Source organism: Streptomyces sp. NPDC048416, assembly GCF_043200435.1.
Lineage (GTDB): Bacteria > Actinomycetota > Actinomycetes > Streptomycetales > Streptomycetaceae > Streptomyces.
This window is the reverse complement of sequence record NZ_JBICXU010000036.1, coordinates 1-22,688: the sequence shown is the minus strand read 5'-3', so window position 1 is coordinate 22,688 and position 22,688 is coordinate 1. Positions and strand designations below refer to the sequence as shown.

Genomic DNA, 22,688 nt, shown 5'->3' with positions numbered 1-22,688 from the left:
AGGCCCGGTCCGGGCGGCCCCGTTCTTTTTGGTCAGGCGGTGGCCGCGAGCTGCGCTCGCTCGGCCATCCACGTACGGACGGCCTCCAGGTCGAAGCGGCGACCGCGGAACGCGGTCGGCTCGACGGGGCAGCCGTTCTTCACCCACTCGTTGACCGTCCAGTTGCTGACGCCGTAGCGCGCCATCAACTGAGCCGTGGTGAGCAGGGGGGCGAGCCCGGTGGTGCGCAGCGTCTCGGCGCGTTCAGCGAGAGTCGGCATCAGGGCTGGACCTTTCTACTGTGTCAGTTGAAACTGGGGGCGTGAAAAGCTGCTCCAGGGGCACGACGAGCGCCACCGCGATCAGGTCCGCCGTCCTGCGGCGGCACCGCGTCCGGGCGGTCTTGCCCGTGGTGGTGAGCCGCCCGACGATCGCCGGGCTGATCCCGATCCCGCGCGGGTCGGCCGCCTTCGTGGCCGCCGCGAGCCCGGGTCCGGAAAGGCCGGCCGCCTGCATGGCGGCTCTCAGTGGCTTGCCGTCGTCCTTGCGGAGCACCTTGCTCATGAGAGACCTCGTGCTGATGGAGAGTGAACTGCGGCACCATCGCCGCTGTTGACACATTTCTACAGTGTGAGTGTCAATGAGGTCAAGCAAGCGTTCCCGAGTTTCGGTGAGTCTGTGCAAGTGGATGGTTCGCATCGAATGAGTGTTCTACTCTGGGCGCATATGCCATCCAGCACGGCGCGCGGCGGGGAGGCCGCGCGCCGCGTTCCTTTCGCGCCACGCTTCTACTTTCACTTGCGAAAGTAGAAGGCGGGCAGGCACTCTGTGCCTGTGGAGCACGACGGGCAGCACGAGGATTTCGCCGATCTACTGAAGCGGCTCAAGCTGACGTACGACGTCAACGAGTCGGAGATCGCGCGTGCCCTGAACGTCTCGCCAGCCACCGTGAACGCCTGGGTGAACCGGAAGCGCGGCACCGGACGTGGCCCCAACCCGGACACGCTGCGGTCCCTGTCCGCGGCCTTCCCCAAGTTCACCGTCGCCGAGATCTTCGCCGCGACCGGCCGCAAGGCGCCCGGCCCACTCGCCCCCGAGGCCGAGGCGCGACTCCTGGAGCTGTTCCGCGAGCTGACGCCCGAACAGCAGCAGATGAAAGAGATCGAGATGAAGGCACTCAGGGACGCAAACCGCTCCTGACCCAGGCACCTGTGCAACCGTCCGGGACCCTCACGAGTCCCACACAGATGGGCACTTGACCAGCCAGTAGAACCCTCCACATCTCGTGTTTCTGGAGTGGTCGCATATTCCACTATCCGGGAGTACGGTCAATCTCTCGGCTCGCGTCCTCCCCCGCGGCTGACGTTCCGTCGCCCGCACCACGGGGGGTTCCGCATGTGCATCCGCGTCCACTACACCTCTGCCGTCACGTACGTCCCATGGGACGCAGAGCGCGTCATCATCACCGTCCCCGCCGGCTGCTCCTGGCTCGTGACGGTGGGCGCCGTACGGGCAGTTCTCGCCCAACTCGCCATCCCCCAGCCGCGGGTCGGTGCACGCTGTTTCTGCGGGGAGCCCGTTCGGCTGCTCCCCCGCGTACCCGAGCAGCGAAGGAGAGAGCAGGTGATGAGCCATGGGGCGTAGAGGAGCAAACAACCCCCGGCAGCTGCGCGTGCAATCGTGCGGCTGTCAGCTGTGCATCGAGAAGTACCCGCCCGAAACGTACGGGGAGAGGAAGCGCCGGCGCGACTGCCAGGGGTCATGGCAGGCCCGGTACCGCGACCGGGCAGGGAAGCAGCTCGCGAAGTGCTTCCCCAAGAAGAGCGAAGCGGATGACTTCCTCGACGACATCCGCACGCAGGTACGCCGGCGCACCCACAACGACCCGAAGCGCGGCGAGATCACGCTCGGCGAGTGGTGGAAGACGTGGTGGCCAGCTCAGCCCAAGCGGGCCGTCACGACGCAGAACCGCAAGCTCAGCAACTGGAACACCCACATCGAACCGAAGTGGGGCAAGTGGCGTCTGCGCGACCTGGAGTTCATGGAGATCCAGAGTTGGATCACGAACGGCGTGAAGGGTCACCACACCCGTAAGAAGGTGCTGGAGCTTCTGAACGGCCTGCTCGCGGACGCTGTGCGGGACGGTAAGCGCATCCCGTTCAACCCCGCCGCCGAGGTCCAGGTAGAGGCCCCGGCGCACAAGCACGCTGACGAGCTGCGGCCGCCGTCGCGCGAGCAGTGCGCGCTGATCCGCCAGCACGCCCCGGAGTACTACCGGCCCCTTCTCGTGTTCCTGGAACACACGGGTCTGCGGTGGGGCGAGGCGACGGGATTGCGGTGGGAGCACGTGGACCTCGACGCGCACCACCTCAAGGTCAAAGAGGTGCTCAGCGAGGACAACGGGAAGCTCTTCCGGAAGCCGGCGCCCAAGTCTGCCGCGGGGTTCCGTACGGTGCCGCTCACCCCCGAGGCGGCTGACGCGGTCCGCGAGATGGTTCGGCGCTGGCGCCCTCGGGAGACGGCCTCAGCGATCGGCGACGATCCCTTCGAGCTGGTGCCGGAAGAGCTGGTGTTCCGGGGCCCGCAGGGCGGCGTACTGACTCGCCACAACTTCCGGCGCACATGGGTGGATGCGATCCAGAAGGCCGGGCTGGCCCGGAAGGTGAAGAACCCGGATTCCGGCCGCAACGAGTGGTGGCCTCACGTCCACGACCTGCGGCACGTGTTCGCCACGTGGCTGAAGGATCTGGGCGTCCCGGAGAAGGACACGCAGACGGTCATGGGACACGATCGCGGCTCGAAGGTGACGTGGATCTACCAGCACTCGGCCGAGGATGTCGCGGCCCAGGTGCGGGCGGTGATGGTGCCGCAGGAGCCCGTTGTGCGAATGCTGCGGGCTGTGTGAGGGGCTGGATTCCACATGGATTCCACAACACCCCATCACTGAGTCTCACTCAGACTCACTGAAACCTGTTTGTGCAGGACATCGCCCCCCGCGGCTGGACTCATTGGGCTTCATTCAGTCTCACTGAAGCTCATGATCGCTTTGCGTTCTCTCCTAAAGCGGGTGTCGCAGGTTCGAATCCTGCCGGGGGCACCAGGTGAGAGGTTCGTCTCTCCGTGAAGGTCCAGGTCACAGAGCTGTACGGCCTGGACCTTCGGCCTATCTGCACGTTCTGACTACGTGTCAACCCAGTCTCGCTGCAGCCCTACTACGGGGACTCGCCCACTAAATTCCCACGGCCAAATTCGGTCGAGCCCGGATCCGGGGCGGGCCTACCCTCCCCGTATGACCCCTGCGAAGACCTCGTACGTCTGCCTGCCCTGCCGGGCCTCGTACAAGCAGTCGCACCCCGGCCACCACGACCATGCCCGGATCTGTCCGCGCTGCGCGGGAACCCTGATCCATGTCGGGGCCGCCTTCGCGGCGCCCAAGAGGCGGGACGCGGCCGCCTGGCGCACCCTCTCCGTACTGCTGCATGCCGGGGTGCGGTTCTCCATGGGCTGCTGCGGCGGCCCCGGCTACCGCCCCCGCACCCTCAGCGAGGTGCGCGAGCGCATGGCCTACGCGCGGGCGACCGGCGAACCGTTCGCTCAGGCATTGGTCCGCCGTGAACTGCCCAGGTGCCCTGACTGACGGCACGGGCCTCACCTGGCGGACGGCGTCTCACGGGTTGACCAGGGTGCCCTGGGGGCAGCCCGTGCCGCGGGGGATGCTGTAAGGAGCCGCCACGCGGTACGTCCCCGGCTTCGGTGCGACCAGCTCCGTCCACTCGTCGCCGGAGCCGTTCAGAGGGGACTTGCGCAGGCAGCCGTTGGTGTTGGTGTACGTCTTCGGACCGTGGCCGCGCAGCTTCGACGCCGGTGTCTCCTGCGGTGCCTCGACGCCCTTGCCGTCCTCGTCGACCAGTTTCAGCCAGGGCGAGTACGGGATGCGGATCAGCACGGTGCCCGCCGACCGGACGTCCACGGTGAGCTCACCCTCGCCCGCGTGCTTGACCGTGGCCGGCGGGTCGGCCAGCGGGGTCGGGTTGTCGACGGCGAACAGCCGCCAGTGCTCGTTCGACCAGACCTGCTTCAGGTACGGCAGACCCTGCTCGATCAGCTTGCCCTCCTGCACGGCCCCGTTGCGGTCCGCCGGGCCCAGCGGCAGCACGACATAACTCACCGCCCAACGATTCAGCCAGGCCTGGTAGTTCTCCGCGTTCAGGGTGTCGTCGTAGAACAGCGGGTTGCGTTCCATGTCCGCCTGCCGGTTCCAGCCGCGGGCCAGGTTCACGTACGGGGTGAACGCCGAGGCCTCGCGGTGGCTGGAGGCCGGGACCACCTCGACCCGGCCCGTCGCGGCGTCGCGCCCCTGCAACTGGTCCACCAGCGGCGCCAGGTCGCGGGCCCAGGTCGCCGCAGGCGCGGTGTGCACGATGTCGTCCACCGACTTGAAACCGATCCAGCCGTTGAGGCCGACGAACGCCAGCACCAGCACGTACCACGTGCGCGACTTCGGCACCGCGAACGGCAGCGCGGCCAGGAACAGCACCCCCGCGAACAGCATCGCGAGCCGGGTGATGTTGGAGCCGATCTGCGAATGGATCGCGAAGCACAGCAGCACGGCGACGCCGTACACCGCAGCGGCCGTACGGACCGTCCGCCAGTCCTTGGGCACCAGGAAGAAGATGAGGACCGCGAAGAGGAACGGTCCCGAGGTGGTGGCCAGCGACATCGGCTGCGTGCCCGAGAACGGGAACAGCCACGCCGACAGAGCGACCACGACGACCGGCGGCAGACCGATCGCGTACGCACCCGGACGCCGCTTGTTCAGGAACAGCGCGGCCGCGACGAGACCGAGGAACAGCCCGGCCACCGGGCTGCTCGCGGTCGCGAGCGCGGCGCAGGGCGCGGCCACGGCCGCCTTGGGCCAGCGGTTCTCGCGCTTGTTGTGCGGCCAGCAGAACACCGCGGCCACCGCGCCGAGCGCGAACATCGTGCCGAGCCCGAAGGTGACCCGGCCCGACATGGCATTGCACAGGAAGGCGAAGAGCGCCGCGAACGAGCAGGCCAGCGGGTTGCGGACCGCCTTCACGCGCACCAGGATCAGCGCGGTGAGCCCGGCGGAGACCGTCCCGGCGATCATCATCGTCGTACGGACGCCGAGCAGCGCCATCAGGTACGGCGAAACGACGCTGTAGGAGACCGGGTGCATCCCGCCGTACCAGGCCAGGTTGTACGCGGACTCCGGGTTGCGGCCGACGAACTCGGTCCAGGCGTCCTGGGCCGCGAGGTCGCCGCCGCTGTTGGCGAAGAGGAAGAACCACAGGACGTGGGTCACGGCCCCTGCGATCGTCATGAACGCGACGGGGTGACGCATCGGCCAGGAGTCCGGGCCCGGACGCAGCTGTCGCAGCCGTCGCAGCTGTCGCAGTTGTCGCGGCTCTCGTATTCGCGCCCCGGTCCCCGTTCCGGAGCCGGACGGCGCCTTGGGCCCGGCCCCCGAGGACCCGGACGCGGCACCCGTCGTGCTCGTACCCGTACCCGTGCCTCTGCCCGTACCCGTACCCGTGCTCGTACCCGTACCCGTACCCGTACCCGTACCTGTACTCGTGCTGCTGTCGGCGCGGGTCGGCGTCGGCTCAGCGGTGGTCACTGCGGCTCTCCCGCCTCACGCTGTCTCAGCTGGAAATGCGCCGCCGTACGCATCTGCACACGACCTGCGCGGGGCCGCCCGGTTCGGCCCGTACTGCTGTGAACGGGAAGGACTCGATTCTGCCCCGATTACAGGGACGCCGTCCCCGCGCCCCCAGTTGCCCGAAGCTAGCACGGGGGCGCCCCGCAGGTCGGGGCGCCCTCGATGCGATCGGGACGATCAGCCCAGTCGGGTGAGCTTGTCGCCCACACCCGGCTCGGTGAGCGCGCTCTTCAGCTGGACCGGCGCCGTCAGCTTGCCGTTGCCGGAGCCGATGGACAGCTCGCCCACCACGTCACCCGCCTTCGCCGAGTGCGGGACCGGCTTGCCGCCCGCGCCGAGCTTGACGTCGACCTTCAGCCCCGGCCAGCCGACCGCCTTGAGGTCCTTGGCCGCGACCAGCGGCGTCCGGCCGCCGAGCCCGTCGTCCACGTACCCGACGACATCGCCCTTCTTGATGACGGTCGCCGAGGTGACGTCCTTCTGCACCGCCTGGATCAGCTTGTAGCTGTTGTTGATCGCGGAGGTCAGCTTGTTGTCGAGGGTGGTCCCGGTGCGCTGGCCCATGACGATGCCGTAGATGCGCTGGTTCTTGCCGTCGACGATGGTGTCCGCCGCCCACAGCAGGTTGCCGCCGGCCGGCGTGGAGGAGCCCGTCTTGATACCGCTCACACCCGGCTTGAGCAGGATCTTGTTGTTGTTGTAGATCATCGTGGGGATGCCCGGGATCTTGATCTGGGGCGTGTTGACGATCTCGCGGAACACATCGTTCTGCATGACGGCCTGGGCCAGCTTGAGCTGGTCGGTCGGCGTGGAGACCGTGGTCTCCTTCAGACCGCTCGGGTCGGTGTACGTGGTGCCGGTCATGCCGAGTTCCTTGGCGGTGGCGTTCATCTTCGCGATGAAGGCCTCCTCGTTCCCGGCGTCCCAACGGGCCAGCAGGCGCGCGGCGTTGTTGCCGGACGGGATCATGAGCAGTTCGAGCATCTGCTTCTCGGTGAACTGCTGGTCCTTGCGGATCGGCGCCGTCGACTCGTCGGGCTTCTTCGCGTCGTCCTCGGCCTGCTGGTCGACCGTGATCTTGTCGCCCTCCTGCTTCCCGGAGATCGGGTGGCCCTTGAGGATCACGTACGCCGTCATCGTCTTGGCCACGCTCGCCAGCGGCGCGGGCTTCTGCTCGCCGTGCGTGCCGAGGCTGCCCACGCCGTCCACGGTGATCGCCGACTGGCCGTCCGAAGGCCACGGCAGGTCGAGCGCGCCACCCTGGAAGGTGTACGCGGCCGAGGAAGTGAGGTCCAGCTTCGGCTCGGGAAGCGGGCGCATGATCTGTACGACCGCAAAGACGACCAGGAGCAGCAGGACCAGCGGGGTCCAGATCTTGAACCGCCGCATGGTGGAGCGGACCGCGGTCGGCGCCGGCGGCGGGGTGTTGGTCAGCTCGGCGAGCAGGTCGAGCGGGGGCTTCGGCGGCAGCGGCTGCTGTCTGGTCCGCTCGGCGCGCTCGGGGATGGCGGCTCCTGCGCCCATCCCGGCGGCGGGCGGCGGAGGCGGGGTCACCTTGGGTGCCTCGGGCCGCTTGGCGGGGGCGTCCGACCGCTCGGCGGGGGCGTCCGGCTTGCGTACGGGGGTGCCGGGCGCGGAGGCGGCGGGCGCGGAGGCACCCGTCGCGGAGGTGCGCGTCGCGGAGGTGCCGGTGCCGGTGCCGGTGGTCCTGGTGCCCGCGTCGTCCGACCGCAGGGGCACGAACTGGCTGACCCGCTCACCGGTCCGCTCACCCGTCCGCTCGGCGGCCGGCTCCCGCTGGGGCGCGGGCAGCTTGAGCATCGCCGTCGGCTGATCGACGGCGGGCGGCGCGACGGCCTTGAAGACGGCGGTGGGCTGATCGATTCCGTCGGCGGCGGGCTTCGCCGCGTCGGTACCGGCGGGCTTCGCCGCGTCGGCGTCGGCGGCGGCGTCGGCACCCGGGGTGGGCTTCGCGCCGACGCCATCGGCCGGGGCGGCCTTGGTCTCGGCGGCGCTCTGCTCGCCCTCGGCGGTGCTCTGCTTGGCTCCCCAGGACGCGGTCCGCGTCGCGTCGGAAGCGGCGTCAGTACGGGGCTCGGTACTGGTACCGGGCTTGGCGTCAGCACCGGTCTTGGCGCTGGTGGCGGCCTCGGCCTCAGCAGCGGCCTTGGCGCTGGTCGCCGTACCGGCGTCGTCGGAGGCTTTGGTGGGCTCGGCAGCGGAGGTTCCGGATGCGTCGGCGTCGGATGCGTCCGGGGCGCCGGCCGGGGTCGACGTGCCGCTGGGCTCGGACTTCGGGGCGGCCGTCTCGGTGGCGGCGGGCTTGGCGCCGCCGTCCTTGGTGTCGTCCTCCTTGGGCGCCTCCGGCTCGGTGGCCGCGGCCACCGCATCGGGCTCGTCCGCCCGAACCGCGTCCGGCTCCGTGGCCCGCTTCTCGCCGCCACCCCGGGACGCGCCCGGCTGCTTGGTGCTGCTGGAAGCGGCCTCGTCGTCGTCCGCCCCGGTCGCGCCGGTCGCATCGCCGTCGGCCTCGGACCCGGCCGCTGAGGCAGCCGCAGCCGCACCCCCAGCACCCCCAGCGCCCTCGGCGCCCTCGGCACCCTCCGGGGTCTCGCCCTCCTGGTCGACCCACGCCGCGACCGCCGCGCGGAGCCGCGAGTCGCCGTCCTCCTGGCGCGGGGTCCGGAAGACCGCGGTCGCGTGGTCCGCCGAGCCCGCCGCACCGTCGGCCGCGGAGGCCGAACCCGTACCGGAGGAGCCGGCGGAACCCGAACCCGCCCCGGAACCGGACCCGGAAGCCGAGCCCGAACCCGCCCCGGAACCGTTCGCCGTCTTCGCGTCGTCCTCCCTCTCGCCGGAGGGGGACCCGGAAGGGGACCCGGAAGGGGACGGGGAGTGCGAAAGCGCGAGACGCGGATCGCGTTCGCTCGTAGCCGTCTCCCCCGACGACTGCTTCTGCTCCGACTTGTCGGGGGACTCGCCCGCCACCGATGCCTCCTCCAGACGCCGGGTGGCGTCATTCGAAACTGTCCGAACCATGTACCAGTGTCCTGTGTGCCGGGTAGGACCCCCCGGCTAGACGAGAACGACATACCTGTTGGTTCCCGTACGAACCACCCAGGCGCTCTCGACAGATGAATGTGAGAGGGGTCACCCTGTCATTCATCCACGCGGGGAGGCATGGATGGGCAGGAGCCGCAGAACTATTCCGGAAGAGCTGTTGCTGCTCGCTCTGGACCCGGCCACGGGTACCACAGCACAGCCGCAGTCGCTCGACCTCGGCCTCGCCGGAGCCCAGCTAGTGGAGCTGGCTCTGGCAGGACGGATAGCCCCAGACGGGGATCGTATCGCCGTGGTGATGGCACGGCCGACAGGAGATCCGACACTGGACTCCGCACTGGAACTGCTGCGCAGGCGCGGCAGCCCGGTTCGGGCGGTCCACTGGATCGGCGGACCCCGCCTCGGGCTCCGCCAGATCTACCTCGCGCACCTGGAGCGGTGCGGCATGGTCCATGCCGTGGCGGGCCAGATGTGCGGGGTGCTGCCGACGACTCGCTACCAGGCGACGGAGACAGCGATCAGCCGGGACATCAGGGCCCGGCTGGACAGCGCGATCCGCACCGGCGTACCGCCGGACCCGCGGACCGCGGCGCTTGCCGCGCTGGCCCACGCAGTCGGGCTCGGCAAGCATTTGTACCCCGGCAACGAGGGGCGGTCATCGCGCTCCCGTCTCAGGGATCTGATCAGGCACGACCCCATGGGCGGTCTCGTCGCGCACGCCGTGATGGACGTCCAGAACGGTGTGGCCGCTCAGCCACGCCGCAGCACCACGGCCACGCCGGACAACGGAAGCCGCCACGCCGCGGCGGCCGGCGTCCCGATGCAGTCGCATCACGGGGCGATGGCCAGGGCCGTGGTGCACCACTAGCAGGGCCCGGCACCACCCCGGTCGCACCACCGCCGCACCGTCGTCCCCATGACCCGGTTCGGGAGCCGCACCCAGAACGCGCGGGGCTGTACCAACAGCCCCGCGCGTTCGCGTCGCGGCAGCCCCACGCGTTCGCGTCGTCACAGCCCCGCGCGTTCGCGTAGTCGCTGTGTGTGGCCGTTTTCCAGCGCGCGCCAGGAAGTTGGTGGCAGTCTGCAGAGCAGAAGAACAGAAAAGCCGTGAGCCGGAGGTGCGTTACCCGTGGCGTCCAATGTCAATCCCACCGTCAGGCGGCGCCGACTGGGCCAGGAGCTGCGCAGGCTCCGCGAGCTCAAGGGCATGACGGCCGAAGAGGTCGCCGAGCGCCTGCTGGTGTCCCAGTCGAAGATCAGCCGGCTTGAGAACGGCCGCCGCTCGATCAGCCAGCGCGACGTGCGTGACCTGTGCGGGGTGTACGAGGTCGAGGACCACCGCATCGTCGATTCGCTGATGCAGATGGCCAAGGACTCGCGCCAGCAGGGCTGGTGGCACGCCTTCGGCGACATCCCGTACAGCGTCTACATCGGCCTGGAGACGGACGCGGCGAGCCTGCGCGTCTACGATCCCCAGGTCGTGCCGGGCCTGCTCCAGACCCGGCAGTACGCGGAGGCACTGATCGCGGGGGCGCTTCCGGAGACCGCGCAGAGCGACGTCGAGAAGCGGGTGAACGTCCGGTTGCGACGGCAGGAGCGCGTGAAGGCCGCGGAGAACCCGCTGCGGCTGTGGGTGGTCATCGACGAGGCGGCGCTGCGCCGCAGGGTCGGCGACCGGCAGCTGATGATCAACCAGCTGGAATCCCTCATCGAGCAGTCCCAGCTGCCCCATGTCACCGTGCAGGTGCTGCCGTTCAGCATGGGCGCGCACCCCGGCATCAACGGCCAGTACGCGATCCTGGAATTCCCGGACGCCTCGGACTCCAGCGTCGTCTACATCGAGGGCATCACCAGCGATCTGTACCTGGAGAAGGCCAATGATGTCCAGAAATACAGCGTGATGTACGAGCATCTGCGGGCCCAGGCCCTGAATGTGGACCAGACCCGGGAATTCATCACCGCCATCGCCAAGGACTACGCCGCCGAAACGGCCGGCTGAGCGTTGAAGCGCGGCAGCGTACACCCCACGCGTACCGCGGTGGAAGACCCAACCGGAATATGCCATCCGGTCGAGTGAATGGCCGCCTCCTACCCCGGGACCTGCGAGTAGCGTCGATCACGCCAACGAAAAACGCTGGCCGAGAACGACCAACTCGCAAGAACCGGAGCGAACATGGCAATTCTTCAGGGCGCCACGGACACCTGGACCAAGTCCTCGTACTCCACCGGGAACGGCGCATGCGTTGAGGTCAAGTCCCCCGTGATGGAGGCCATCGCGGTGCGGGACTCCAAGGTCTGCGAGGGCCCCTCGATCTCCTTCGCCGCCGGCGCGTGGAACGCGTTCGTGGCCGAGGTGACCCGGGATTCCCTCAGCTGACCAGGACGCCCGCCCCCGTGATATCCGCGTTACCGACAGAGCCCTCTCGACTGGCCCGCCGTCCCGGCCGAGGGGGCTCGGCCATGCCCGCGTCACCCGGCCCGTCGGCGCAGTTCGTCCACGTAGCGGTCGGTCCCCGGCACGGTGGGGAGGAACGGCGCGGCCAACTCCAGCCTCCCCAGGCCCGTTTCGGCGACCGCCGCGTCGAGCCCGGTGAAGTGGTCGGCCCAGACCTCCCTCGGGTCCTGTTCGAGGAACCAAAGCAGGGTGAGCCGGGTGCCGACGCCCTCGACCTGTTTCACGTACGTCATGCGGTCGCCCGGCAGCGGGGTCGGCGCGAACACCGTCACCAGCGCGGCCGGCCCTCCGGCGAGACGCTGCGGCAGCCGGCGCGAGCGCAGCCACTCCAGCAACTCGGGCCGCGCGTCCGGGCTGTGCGCGTCGACGACCTCCAGGACGAGGCCCGCGTACGGGTGGTCGAGGGCGTGGTAGTCGCGCGGGCCCGCGGCGCCGTCGCGGTAGACGGTCGCCTCGTGGTCCTGGAAGGCGGTGAAGACATGGGTACGGTCCTGATAGACACGGCCGTCGCGGTTGAGCCGCTTGTTGATGCCGACGGTCCACCTCATGTGCTCGTCGTAGCGCCCCTCGGTGATCCAGTACGTGGAGAGGTAGCACCCGGCGCTCACCGGCTGCGCGATCGCCGACTTCTCCGGGTAGCGCAGCTCCTGGAGCTCACGGGTGGCCACCCAGCGGCGCCCGGAGAACATCCAGGGCATGGCCATCGCGCCGGCGTAGTAGTGATCGTCCTCGTACCAGCGGTTGTACGCGTACTCGTGGCCCGGGTGCGGTTCCACCAAGGTGATCAGCGCGTGTCCCGGCCGCACCCCGTAGGGCCCCGCCGACGCCAGCTCCGCGTACGCCTCGGGCCGCGTGTCCTCGCTCATGCCGCATCCCTTCCCTCTGCCACCGGACGCGCCCTACTCTGACGCTCCGTCAGAAGATGTGCCAGAGCCGGGAGGCGACCGGATGTTGCTGCGTGGGAAGACCGTCATCGTCTCCGGGGTCGGGGCAGGGCTCGGGCACCAGGTCGCCGCGGCCGTGGTGCGCGACGGGGGCAACGCGGTGCTCGGCGCGCGCACCGGCGCCAACCTCGCCAAGTCCGCGGCCGAGATCGACCCGGACGGCGCCCGCACCGCACACCTGCCGACCGACATCACCGACGAGACCCAGTGCGAGGCACTGGCCGCGCTCGCCGTGGAGCGGTTCGGCGGCATCGACGCGGTCGTCCATGTGGCCGCCTGGGACAGCTACTTCGGCGGCGTGCGGGACGCGGACTTCGCCACCTGGCAACAGGTCATCGACGTGAACCTGCTGGGCACCCTGCGTATGACCCGGGCCTGTCTGCCCGCCCTCACGGTGCACGGCGGTTCCGTCGTCGTCATCGGCACCCAGTCCTCGGTGGCGGCGCCCTCACAGGTGCGGCAGGCGGCGTACGCCGCGTCGAAGGGCGCGCTGACGTCGGCGATGTACTCGATGGCGCGCGAGTTCGGGCCCGACCGGATCCGGGTCAACACGGTGCTGCCGGGCTGGATGTGGGGGCCGCCGGTGCAGGCGTACGTGCAGTTCACCGCGCACACCGAGGGGGTCGGCGAGGACGAGGTGCTGGGCCGGCTCACCGAACGGATGGCCCTGCCGGAGCTGGCCACGGACGGCGACGTGGCGGACGCCGTGGTCTTCCTGGCGTCGGACCGGGCCCGCGCGATCACGGGCCAGTCACTCCTGGTGAACGCCGGTGAACTGATGAGGTGAGGCGCATGGGCACCCCCATGAGGTGAGGCGCATGGGCACCACCTGGGCAGGCGACGGCAGGCAGTCGCACCTGTCTCTCTCGGCCGCGCGGGACCCGCATCCCGCGCGGCCGTTCGCGTCCGTACGTGTCCGTACACGGCTGTACGCGTCTGCACGCGTCTGCACGCGCCTGCACGCGCCTGCACGCGCCTGCACGCGTCCGTACGCGGCGTCGTGGGCTGAGGCTGACGAAGAGCCCGCTCATCGTGTGGCTCGCGCCGGGCGCACCACAACACCAGCCCAGGCAAAGGCGAGGTAAATTCGTTCGACTTTCTGATCCTCGTTCATATCCATGACCGTCAGATGTCTTGACCACCTCCTCCGCCAAGGGGTTCAATCCCCCAAGTCCCCGCTCCCGCACGGGGAACCGCTGAATCGGACGCGCCGACGAAGAGCATCCGAGTTCATTGACGCCGCCGGGCGGCGTTCACAAGGCGGACCCCTGGGAGGGGGCACATGAACAGTCTCGACTGGGCCGTGCTCATCGGCTACTTCGGCGTGATGGTCGCGATCGGCATCTGGTCCCACCAGAGGGTCGACGACGTCTCCGACTTCTTCACGGCAGGCGGCCGGATGCCGTGGTGGCTGTCCGGCATCTCGCACCACATGTCCGGCTACAGCGCGGTGATGTTCACCGGTTACGCGGGCATCGCCTACAAGTACGGCGTCACGTCCTTCGTCACCTGGTCCTTCCCCATCGCGGTCGGCATCGGCATCGGCGCCAAGCTCTTCGCGCCCCGCCTGAACCGGCTGCGCTCCCGACTCCACGTGGCCTCACCGCTGGAATACCTCAAGAACCGCTACAACGTCTCCACCCAGCAGGCCCTCGCCTGGTCGGGCCTGCTTCTGAAGATCGTCGACGTGGGCGCCAAGTGGGCTGCCGTCGCCACCCTGTTGTCGGTGTTCACCGGCGTCACGATCACCCAGGGCATCGTCGTCACGGGCTGCATCACCGCGGTCTACTGCACGGTCGGCGGCCTGTGGGCGGACGCCCTGACCGAACTCGGCCAGTTCATCATCCAGTTGTTCGCCGGGGTCGCGATGCTCATCGCCGTCATGGGCAGGCTCGACGGCTTCCCCACCCTGTGGACGGTCTGGGACAAGCTGCCCAGCGGCCACGCCGACCCCACCGCGGGCCCCTACACGGTCACCTTCCTGATGGCGTTCCTCTTCATCAAGACCTTCGAGTACAACGGCGGCATGTGGAACCAGGCCCAGCGTTACATGGCCACCGACTCGGCGCGCTCGGCGACCCGTTCGGCCTGGCTCTCGGCGACCCTGTGGGCGGTGTGGCCGACCGTCCTGTTCTTCCCTATGTGGTGCGCGCCGCTGCTCGTCCACGCCAACAGGCCGGACGGCTCGGACAGTTACGCTCTGATGACCGAGGAGCTGCTGCCGCACGGCATGCTCGGGCTCGTGGTGGTCGGCTTCTTCTCACACACCATGGCGATGTGTTCGTCGGACGCCAACGCCATCTCGGCCGTCTTCACCCGGGACATCATGCCCGCCCTGTCGAAGTCGGCCCGTGCGTGGAGCTCGCGCGCGGGGCTCGTCGCGGCGCGCCTTTCGACGCTCGTCTTCCTCGGCCTTTCGATGACGATCGCCACGCAGGTGAGCTCGCCCACCTTCAAGGACATCATCACCGTGGTGATCAAGTGGGTGGCGGGGCTCATGGGGCCGATCGCGATCCCGTTCATGCTGGGGATGCTGAAGTCGTTCCGCAGATCGGGCCCGACGGCGGCGCTCAGCAGCTGGGCGGCCGGTCTGCTCGCGTTCTTCTTCGTGAACTACGACCTCGACGGCTCCCAGCGGACCGGGGTGGCTTTGGAGTGGCAGGTGTCGGTGCCGCTGGCGATCTCACTCGTCCTGTACATCGTGGTCGGCCTGCTCAAGCCGGAGGACACCGCAGAGCGCGACGCGCTGCTCGCCCGCATCAACTCCGATGACCCGGGCCCGAGTTCGTCCTCGGCAGCGGCGTCGGCGGTGGGGCGCCGGACGTCCGGCGAGACGGAGACGGAAGCGGAGACGGGGGCGGGGGCGGAGGCGATGACGGCCGACTGACGTTCGGTTCGCCGGTCCCGGGGCCGCCCCGGCGGGCGCCGGCATCCGTCACGCCCGGCCCCCCTGCCGCATCAGCCGACGATCCCCTGATCGTCGCCGTCGTCACGCGGCGACGGGGCGTCCTGGCCGTCGCCGCCGCCCTCGGCGGGGTAGGCGTCGTCGCGGTGCGGCCCCCAGTGGTCGTACCGGGTGGCCCGGTCCTCGTCGCTCGGCGGGCAGTGCTGCCCCTCGGTCTCCTCCTCCTCGTCCATCACCATGGCGTCGACGGCCTGCTGGGCGTCCCGCGCGTCGTAGGGCGGCAGGTCGTCCACCCGGGCCGAGGGGTCGGTGAAGGCGGGCTCGGTCTCGCTCTGGACGTAGGCCGGGTGATCGGCGTCGTCGGCCGGGGCGGCGGACGACGTTCCCGCGCCCGATCCGATCAGCGCGAGGGCGAGCAGCGGAGCGGTGAACCAGCGGGCCGACACGGTGCGAAGGGCGTACGCGGTGCGGGCCGTGGAAAGGGGGGTCATGCCGACGACCCTGGCGAACCCCCGCGTGCGCGCGCGAACAACACGCGGCGCCCGAGCCGATCCTTCGCCCGCACGAGTGGTTTCAGCCCCTCGGATAGCGCAGCAGCCAGCCCGCCGTGTTGACGGCGGGACCGTGCAGCGCGGGCCCCTGGGTCATCTCCATCGCGAAGTCGTCGGCGAGTTCGAGCACCGTCGCGCGGCCTTCGAGCTGGGCCAGCCACGCGGGCGGCAGCGCAGTCTCGCCGTGCATCGCGCCGAGCAGGCTTCCACAGACGGCGCCGGTGGCGTCGGACGGCCCGTCGTGGTTGACGGAGAGCAGCAGGCCGTGCCGGACGTCCTCGCCGACCAGCGCGCAGTACACGCCGATGGCCAGCGCCTCGGGGGCGGTGTGCCCGGTGCCGAGGGTGGCGACGAGGGCCGGGCTCGGCATCCCCTGGCGTACGGCGCCGAGCGCGTGCTGAAGTGCCTCGGTGACCCGCTGGTGGCCGGGCCGCAGGGCGAGCTGTGCCAGGGTGCGCTGGACGGCGCCGTCCATGGACTCGCCCCGGGCGAGGCCGTGCACGATGACGGCGAGCGCGCCGGCCGAGAGGTAGGCCGCGGGGTCGCCGTGCGTCTGCGCCGCGCACTCCACGGCGAGTTGCAGCACCAGTTGCGGCTCCCAGCCCACGAGGAGACCGAACGGCGCGGACCGGGTGAGGGCCGCCGGGTCGTCGGCGCCCGGGTTCTTCGGCTGCTCAAGGGTGCCCATGATGTCGTCGCCGAGCCCCACGAGACAGGCCTTGGCGGGGTCGCGCCGGGCGTAGAGCCATTCCTGCTGGGCCAGCCAGCCGTTGTCCTCGCGGCGCTCGTCCGGCCCCCAGTCGCGCTGGGTCGCGGCCCAGCGCAGATGCGCCCGGTGCACATCGGTGGGCGGGTGCCAGGCGCCGGTGTCGCGGCGCACCTGGGCGCGTATCAGGCCGTCGACGGTGAACAGGGTGAGCTGGGTCGCGGCGGTCACGGCGCCCGTGCGGCCGTACACCGGGACGAGGTCGGCAAGCGCGTCCGGTCCGTGCCGTTCGCGGATCTCCGCGAGGGCGAGTCCGGCGCCGCCCGCGCCGAGCGAGTCCCCGATCGCCCCGCCCAGCAGACAACCCCGCACCCGGCTACGGAAGTCCTGCTGTTCGGCCCGGCCCCATATGGGTGCGGTGGCTCCGGCTGCTGCGCTCATGCGGCAGCACGGTACCTGAACGGGTGCGCCCGTTTAAGAGGGCAAATTGAGCGATCCTGGACACGCTGGGCCGCCGGGCTCCCTGGCCGCGCCCCCATCCCGGGGCGTGGGCCGCGGTCCGGGCCTTCAGCCCCCGGGGCGCGGGTCCCGGTCCGTGCCCTCGGCCCGGGGTGTGGGACCCGGCTCGGGGGGCCTGCCCGGGTAGGCGGGGTCGCGTTCGTCGGCGGGGAGCGGGCCGCGCGGCAGGCCCACCGCCGGACCCGCCCGCACCCCGGCCGCCCGCGCCAGGTCGTCGAGCGCCGCCCCCTCGCGGCCCGCGGCCCGGTGCAGCCGGGCCCGCTGCTCGTACGCCCACGCGTAGTCCGGCACCAGGGCGACCGCGTGGTCCAGGTCGGCCAGCGCATCCTCCGTGCGCCCCAGCTCCGCGAGCGCCATCGCCCGGCTGCCCAGCGCCCACGCGTACCCGGGATCGAGCGCGAGCGCCCGCCCGTACGCCGCGACGGCCTCCTCGTGACGCCCGGCGAACCGGTACACGTCACCGCGCTCGCCCAGCACCCACGCCCACGACGGCGACAGTTGCTCGGCCCGGTCGAGGTCGCCGAGCGCGCCCCCGGTGTCGCCGAGCAGCCCGCGCACATGGGCCCGGCGCACCAGCGCCCAGCCGTAGTCGGGGTCGATGAGCAGCGCCCGGTCGAAGTCCGCCAACGCCTCGGCCGGACGGCCCAGTTGAGCCTGTGCCTGACCTCGGCTGCCCAGGACGAGGGCGTCGCCGGGATCCAGCCCATGGGCCCGGTCGAGTTCCGCGATCGCCTCGGCGTAGCGGCCCGCGCGCCGGTGGGTCTCGCCGCGCTCGCGGGGCGCGCGGGGCCGGCCAGGCTCCAGCTCTTCGAGCCGGGCGAGGTCGGCGAGCGCGGCCGGGTGGTCGCCGAGTGCCCGGTGCGCGACGGCCCGCCCGTGGTGGGCGTCGGCGCTGGACGCGTCCAGGGTGAGCGCCCGCCGGTGGTCGGCGAGGCATTCCTCGTACGCCTCCGACCTGAAGTGGCCCCAGGCGCGCGCGATGTGCACCGCGACCCGGTCCTCGCCGGTGAGTTCGGGGCGGGCCAGCATCATGCCGAGCACGTCGACGCCGTGGCGATGCTCCGCCGCGAGCGCGGTCAGACAGGCGGCGCCCCACTTGCGCAGCGGCTCCCGGTTGGCGTCCTCGCCCGCGTCGGCGATCACCCGCGCCCAGCGGCGGGCGGTGACCGTGCCCTGCCGGCAGGCCTCGATGCCGTCGCGCAGCACCTCGCCGAACGCGCCGACGGGGTCGGCGCACAGCCGGTGGTAGAGCTCTTCCAGACGCGGCTCGCGCCACGCCTCGTCGCGCCAGCGCCCCTCGGCGCCGGTCCCGGCAGCGGCCCGCTCCAGGGCGTACCAGGCGGCGAGCCGTTCGTGTCCCGCGCGCCAGCGCTGGGGGGATGAGGTGCGCTGGAGGCGCTGCATGGGGGCCCGCACGACGTCGTGGTACTTGATCCGGCCGCCCTCGTCCTGGACGAACGGCAGGGACCGCAGCCAGCCGAAGAGCCCGGCCGCATCCCCCGTCACCGCCGCGCGGAAGACGTCCTCGTCGAGCCGGCGCGGGAGCGCGCCCTCCAGCGCGGCGCTCCTGCGCACCGGGTCGGACTCCCACTTCAGGAACCGCTCCACCGCCGTGGCGCTGGGGTCGCCGATGTCCTTTGGGGTCGCGGGCCTGCTGCCCGCGAGGGTGCTGACGAGCACGGGCAGGCGCCCGGAGAGCCGCAGCACGTCCCGTACGACGTCCTCGTCGAGGACACCCTTGGCGGCGAGGAGCTGGCGTGCCTCGTCCTCGGTGAAGGGTTCGAGGGGGAGCTCGGCGACGTAGTCCTCGGCGGCGGGCCAGCCCAGCGGGTCGGGCCTGCCCTGCCCGGACAGGGTGAGCACCATGTTCGCGGGCAGCGCGCCGTACCGGTCGGTGGTGACCAGGTCGCGCAGCCAGCGGTCGAGGAAGGCCCCGGTGCGTTCGTAGGTGTCGAAGAAGAGGGCCACCCACGGCACCTGGGCGGCCACCCGGCCCAGCTCGTCGACGAACACCGGGGTGAGCACGCCCAGTGGGTCGAGGACGAGCTGCACATCCTCCTCGCGTCCCAGGCGCGCACTCAGCGCGGCCCTCAACCGCTCGGCGCCCTCGGCGAGTTGGTCGGGGTCGACGGCCGCGGCGACCACGGATGCGCCCGGTACGAGCCCGAGCCCGGCAAGACCCGCCCTGGCCGTGAGGACCGCACCCGCCGAAGGCCCCGGGCCGGGCGCGGCGCCGCCCGCCTCGGCCTCGTACCGGCGCCTGCGGTAGGTGGCCAGGCTCCGGTCGAGCGCCTTGAGCGGCCGGCCCTGGCGGGCGAACCGGGCACTGATCGCGCCGAGGACGTCGGGCACCTGGTCGGCGGCCTCGTCGGTACGGGCGGTCAGGGCGCCGCGCTCAAGGGCCGCCTGCTCCAGCTCGCGCACGAGAGAGGTCTTGCCGACTCCGGCGTTGCCGTGCACACGGAAGACGAACCGATGCCGCTCGTCGTCGACGGGCAGGTCGAAGTTCCGCCGGAAGAGGGCGAGTTCATCGCGCCGCCCCACGAACCCGGACCGCCTGCGCCGCCGGATCAGCTCCTGCATCGAAGGCCGTACGCCCCCCACGACTCCCCCTCCACTCCCCGCCGGCCGAGACCGCAACGTTCCCCACTCGACCCTATCGGGCACCGCCAGAGGGCGTGGGGGGGCGCGGCGCGTGGCCAGCGGCGCGTGGCCGGCGGCGCGTGGGAGCAACGCGTGGGAGCGGCGCCTTCCGCTCGGCTCAGTCCCCCACCACCGGCAACAGCTTCAGTCCCCCACCACCGGCAACAGCTGCGGCAGATGCCCGTCCGAGGCGTGGGCCGCCGTCATCCGCTCGGCCGGCACCTCGCCGTACAGCGTCGTGCGCGGACGCGCGGGCCGGCCCGCCGACTCCGCGATGGCCACCAGGTCCTCGATGGACCGGTACGAGCCGTAACTGGAGCCCGCCATACGGGAGATGGTCTCCTCCATCAGGGTGCCGCCCAGGTCGTTCGCGCCCGAACGCAGCATGTCGGCCGCCCCCTCCTGGCCCAGCTTCACCCAGCTGGTCTGGATGTTGGGGATGTGGGGGTGCAGGAGCAGGCGCGCCATGGCCGTCACCGCGCGGTTGTCGCGGGTCGTGGGGCCGGGGCGCGCGATGCCCGCCAGATAGACGGGCGCGTTGGTGTGGATGAAGGGCAGCGTGACGAACTCCGTGAATCCGCCGGTCTCCTGCTGGATGCGGGCCAGCGTGCGGAAGTGGCCCAGCCAGTGGCGGGGCTGGTCGACATGGCCGTACATCATCGTGGAGGAGGACCGGATGCCCAGCTCGTGCGCGGTCTTGACCACCTCGATCCACGTGGCCGTCGGCAGCTTGCCCTTGGTCAGGATCCAGCGGACCTCGTCGTCCAGGATCTCCGCCGCCGTGCCCGGGATCGAGTCGAGCCCCGCCGCCTTCGCCTCGGTCAGCCACTCCCGGATGGACATGCCGGTGCGGCTGGCGCCGTTGACGACCTCCATCGGCGAGAACGCGTGGACGTGCATGCCCGGCACCCGCTCCCTGACGGCCCGCGCGATGTCGAAGTAGGCCGTGCCCGGCAGGTCGGGGTGGATGCCGCCCTGCATGCAGACCTCGACGGCCCCGACGTCCCAGGCCTGCTCGGCCCGGTCGGCGACCTGCGAGAGCGAGAGCGTGTAGGCGTCCGCGTCGGTGCGGCGCTGGGCGAAGGCGCAGAAGCGGCAGCCGGTGTAACAGACGTTGGTGAAGTTGATGTTGCGCGTGACGATGTACGTGACGTCGTCGCCCACCATCGACCTGCGGACGTCGTCCGCCACCCGGCACAGCGCGTCAAGCGCCTCGCCGTCCGCGTGCAGCAGGGCCAGCGCCTCGGCGTCGGTGAGCTTCGTCGGGTCGTCGGCGGCCACCGCGAGTGCCTGCCGTACGTCGGCGTCGATGCGGGAGGGCACCATGCCGGGGGCCGCCGCCTCGCGCAGCGCGGCCCAGTCCCCGTACACGGAGTCGAAGTCCTCGCGCCGGTCGCCGGTGCGGCCCTCGGTGTCGATGGTGTGGTGCAGATCGGTACGACCGCTGCTGGTGAAACCCTCGTCGGGCTCCTGCCAGGGCAGTCCGCGCACCTCGGCGCCCTCGTCGGCGAGGCCCGTCTCCGGGTCGGCGAGCGCCCGCACGTGCGGCAGCAGCCGGGGATCGAGCCACGGCTCGCCGCGCTGGACGAACTCCGGGTAGATGCACAGCCGTTCGCGCAGTACGAAACCGGACTCGCCGGACTTCTCGGCGAGTTCTTCGATCCGCGGCCAGGGCCGCTCGGGGTTGACGTGGTCGATGGTGACGGGCGAGACCCCGCCCCAGTCGTCGATGCCCGCGCCGATCAGCCGGCCGTACTCCCCCGCCACCAGGTTCGGCGGCGCCTGGAGGCAGGCGGCGGGACCCATGATGTGCCGGGCGACGGCAACCGTGGCCACCAGGTCGTCGAGATCGGCATCGGGCATGCCGCGCATCGCCGTGTCCGGCTTGGCGCGGAAGTTCTGGATGATCAGCTCCTGGACGCCGTGGTAGGAGCGCGCCACGCGGCGCAGCGCGAACAGCGAGTCGGCGCGCTCCTCGTACGTCTCGCCGATGCCGATGAGCAGCCCGCTGGTGAACGGCACCGACGAGCGCCCCGCGTCCTCCAACACCCGTAGCCGTACGGCCGGTTCCTTGTCCGGCGAGCCGTAGTGCGGCCCGCCCGGCTCGGACCACAGGCGGGTCGCGGTGGTCTCCAGCATCATGCCCATGGAGGGCGCGACGGGCTTGAGCCGCTGGAAGTCGGTCCAGGACAGCACCCCGGGGTTGAGGTGCGGGAGCAGACCCGTCTCCTCCAGGATGCGGATGGACATGGCACGTACGTAGGCGATGGTGTCGTCGTAGCCGTGCGCGTCGAGCCATTCGCGGGCCTCGGGCCAGCGGTCCTCGGGCTTGTCGCCGAGCGTGATCAGGGCTTCCTTGCAGCCGAGTTCGGCGCCGCGGCGTGCGACGTCGAGCACTTCGTCGGGCGACATGAACATCCCGTGTCCGGCCCGGCGGAGCTTGCCGGGCACGGTGACGAAGGTGCAGTAGTGGCAGGTGTCCCGGCACAGCCGGGTGAGCGGGACGAAGACGCTCTTGGAGTACGTGATGACACCCGACCGCCCGGCTGCGGCGAGGCCCGCGTCGCGCACCCGGGCGGCGGAGGCGGTGAGGTCGTCGAGATCGGCGCCGCGGGCCTGGAGCAGCACGGCGGCCTCGGTGACATCGAGAGCGACACCGTCCCTGGCACGTTTCAGCGCGCGCCGCGTCGCGTTGGCGGTGGGGGCGGCGGGCTGGTGCGGGGGTGGGGCCTGTGCGCTGGAAGTCATCCTTCGAGCATACGAGCGCCCTCCCCCCAACCCGGCCGAACGCACGCGGTTCCCCACGCCGCCTGACCCCCCTCCCGGCCGCGAGCCGTGCCCGCTTCTCGCGCAGTTCCCCGCGCTTCGCTTCTTGGGGGCCCGGTTTTCGACTGCGGGCAGTGGGTGGCTGGTCGCGCAGTTCCCCGCGTTCTTTGGGAGGCCCGGTTTTCGACTGCGGGCAGTGGGTGGCTTGTCGCGCAGTTCCTCGCGCCCCTGTAGGGCACCCCGAACTGCCAGCCGCGCCCACCGCGGCGGAGCCACGTAAAGTCACGGTCCTGCACCCCCAGAACCCGTTCTCGTCCTCGCACCGTGGACGCTTCTCGCGCAGTTCCCCGCGCCCCTTGGAACCCGCCCTTCGTCCGCGCCGCCGTGCGGGGCTGGTCGCGCAGTTCCTCGCGCCCCTGTAGGGCACCCGGAATCGCCTCTCGCGGCCACCGCGGCAGAAACCCGACTTCGTCCGCG

At 71.1% G+C, this 22,688-nt stretch carries 17 protein-coding genes; 8 read left to right on the top strand and 9 right to left on the bottom strand.

The window, feature by feature from the left end:
* Nucleotides 1-32 precede the first annotated feature (32 nt).
* Nucleotides 33-260, bottom strand: a complete 228-nt coding sequence (locus ACGFW5_RS30925) for a helix-turn-helix transcriptional regulator (RefSeq protein WP_393837629.1) — start codon at nt 258-260, stop codon at nt 33-35.
* Nucleotides 244-543, bottom strand: coding sequence for an XRE family transcriptional regulator (locus ACGFW5_RS30920; protein ID WP_393837628.1), 300 nt, complete (start codon nt 541-543; stop codon nt 244-246). Before ACGFW5_RS30920 ends, ACGFW5_RS30925 begins: the two co-directional genes overlap by 17 nt.
* Before the next feature lie 270 nt (nt 544-813).
* Between ACGFW5_RS30920 and ACGFW5_RS30915 the strand changes: the two genes are divergently transcribed.
* From ACGFW5_RS30915 to ACGFW5_RS30905, 3 genes are all read left to right on the top strand, one after another.
* Nucleotides 814-1,179: an XRE family transcriptional regulator gene (locus tag ACGFW5_RS30915; RefSeq protein WP_393837627.1), complete on the top strand. Its 366-nt coding sequence runs from the start codon at nt 814-816 to the stop codon at nt 1,177-1,179.
* Nucleotides 1,180-1,612: 433 nt separating this feature from the next.
* Nucleotides 1,613-2,884: a tyrosine-type recombinase/integrase gene (locus tag ACGFW5_RS30910; protein ID WP_393837626.1), complete on the top strand. Its 1,272-nt coding sequence runs from the start codon at nt 1,613-1,615 to the stop codon at nt 2,882-2,884.
* 384 nt (nt 2,885-3,268) lie between these two features.
* A complete protein-coding gene (locus ACGFW5_RS30905; protein ID WP_393837625.1) occupies nt 3,269-3,616 on the top strand; it encodes a deoxyxylulose-5-phosphate synthase in 348 nt (115 codons plus the stop codon).
* A 30-nt stretch (nt 3,617-3,646) separates the two neighbouring features.
* Here ACGFW5_RS30905 and ACGFW5_RS30900 read toward each other — a convergent pair whose 3' ends face one another.
* Nucleotides 3,647-5,620 carry an MFS transporter gene (locus ACGFW5_RS30900; RefSeq protein WP_393837624.1) on the bottom strand — a complete coding sequence of 658 codons (1,974 nt, stop codon included), beginning with the start codon at nt 5,618-5,620 and terminating at the stop codon, nt 3,647-3,649.
* A 219-nt stretch (nt 5,621-5,839) separates the two neighbouring features.
* Nucleotides 5,840-8,701, bottom strand: a complete 2,862-nt coding sequence (locus ACGFW5_RS30895) for a serine hydrolase (protein WP_393837623.1) — start codon at nt 8,699-8,701, stop codon at nt 5,840-5,842.
* Nucleotides 8,702-8,846: 145 nt separating this feature from the next.
* Here ACGFW5_RS30895 and ACGFW5_RS30890 point away from each other — a divergent pair, with 145 nt between their 5' ends.
* The 3 genes from ACGFW5_RS30890 to ACGFW5_RS30880 all read left to right on the top strand — a co-directional run bounded on the left by ACGFW5_RS30890 (nt 8,847) and on the right by ACGFW5_RS30880 (nt 11,099).
* Entirely contained in the window at nt 8,847-9,590 is a 744-nt protein-coding gene (locus ACGFW5_RS30890; RefSeq protein ID WP_393837622.1) for a GPP34 family phosphoprotein, read from the top strand.
* A gap of 261 nt (nt 9,591-9,851) precedes the next feature.
* On the top strand, nt 9,852-10,721 hold the full coding sequence (locus ACGFW5_RS30885; RefSeq protein WP_393837621.1) for a helix-turn-helix domain-containing protein: 870 nt from the start codon (nt 9,852-9,854) through the stop codon (nt 10,719-10,721).
* Between the two features lie 174 nt (nt 10,722-10,895).
* Entirely contained in the window at nt 10,896-11,099 is a 204-nt protein-coding gene (locus ACGFW5_RS30880; protein WP_393837620.1) for a DUF397 domain-containing protein, read from the top strand.
* A 92-nt stretch (nt 11,100-11,191) separates the two neighbouring features.
* Here the strand turns inward: ACGFW5_RS30880 and ACGFW5_RS30875 are convergent, their stop codons facing one another.
* Nucleotides 11,192-12,043, bottom strand: a complete 852-nt coding sequence (locus tag ACGFW5_RS30875; protein ID WP_393837619.1) for a hypothetical protein — start codon at nt 12,041-12,043, stop codon at nt 11,192-11,194.
* A gap of 82 nt (nt 12,044-12,125) precedes the next feature.
* On the opposite strand from ACGFW5_RS30875, the gene ACGFW5_RS30870 reads away from it, so the two are divergent.
* Together ACGFW5_RS30870 and ACGFW5_RS30865 are read left to right on the top strand one after the other, a co-directional pair.
* Complete coding sequence (locus ACGFW5_RS30870) at nt 12,126-12,908, top strand: SDR family oxidoreductase (RefSeq protein ID WP_393837618.1); 783 nt, start codon at nt 12,126-12,128, stop codon at nt 12,906-12,908.
* Nucleotides 12,909-13,403: 495 nt separating this feature from the next.
* Nucleotides 13,404-15,008 (top strand): sodium:solute symporter family protein, encoded by a 1,605-nt coding sequence (locus ACGFW5_RS30865; RefSeq protein WP_393837617.1) that lies wholly within the window; start codon nt 13,404-13,406, stop codon nt 15,006-15,008.
* 71 nt (nt 15,009-15,079) lie between these two features.
* On the opposite strand, the gene ACGFW5_RS30860 is transcribed toward ACGFW5_RS30865, so the two are convergent.
* From ACGFW5_RS30860 to ACGFW5_RS30845, 4 genes are all read right to left on the bottom strand, one after another.
* Complete coding sequence (locus ACGFW5_RS30860) at nt 15,080-15,517, bottom strand: hypothetical protein (protein WP_393837616.1); 438 nt, start codon at nt 15,515-15,517, stop codon at nt 15,080-15,082.
* Nucleotides 15,518-15,599: 82 nt separating this feature from the next.
* The gene (locus tag ACGFW5_RS30855; protein WP_393837615.1) at nt 15,600-16,724 is read right to left on the bottom strand and encodes an ADP-ribosylglycohydrolase family protein; all 1,125 of its coding nucleotides are present in this window, start codon (nt 16,722-16,724) and stop codon (nt 15,600-15,602) included.
* A gap of 126 nt (nt 16,725-16,850) precedes the next feature.
* Nucleotides 16,851-19,385 carry a tetratricopeptide repeat protein gene (locus ACGFW5_RS30850; protein ID WP_393837614.1) on the bottom strand — a complete coding sequence of 845 codons (2,535 nt, stop codon included), beginning with the start codon at nt 19,383-19,385 and terminating at the stop codon, nt 16,851-16,853.
* A gap of 204 nt (nt 19,386-19,589) precedes the next feature.
* Nucleotides 19,590-22,193 carry a bifunctional FO biosynthesis protein CofGH gene (locus tag ACGFW5_RS30845; RefSeq protein WP_393837613.1) on the bottom strand — a complete coding sequence of 868 codons (2,604 nt, stop codon included), beginning with the start codon at nt 22,191-22,193 and terminating at the stop codon, nt 19,590-19,592.
* Nucleotides 22,194-22,688 lie beyond the last annotated feature (495 nt).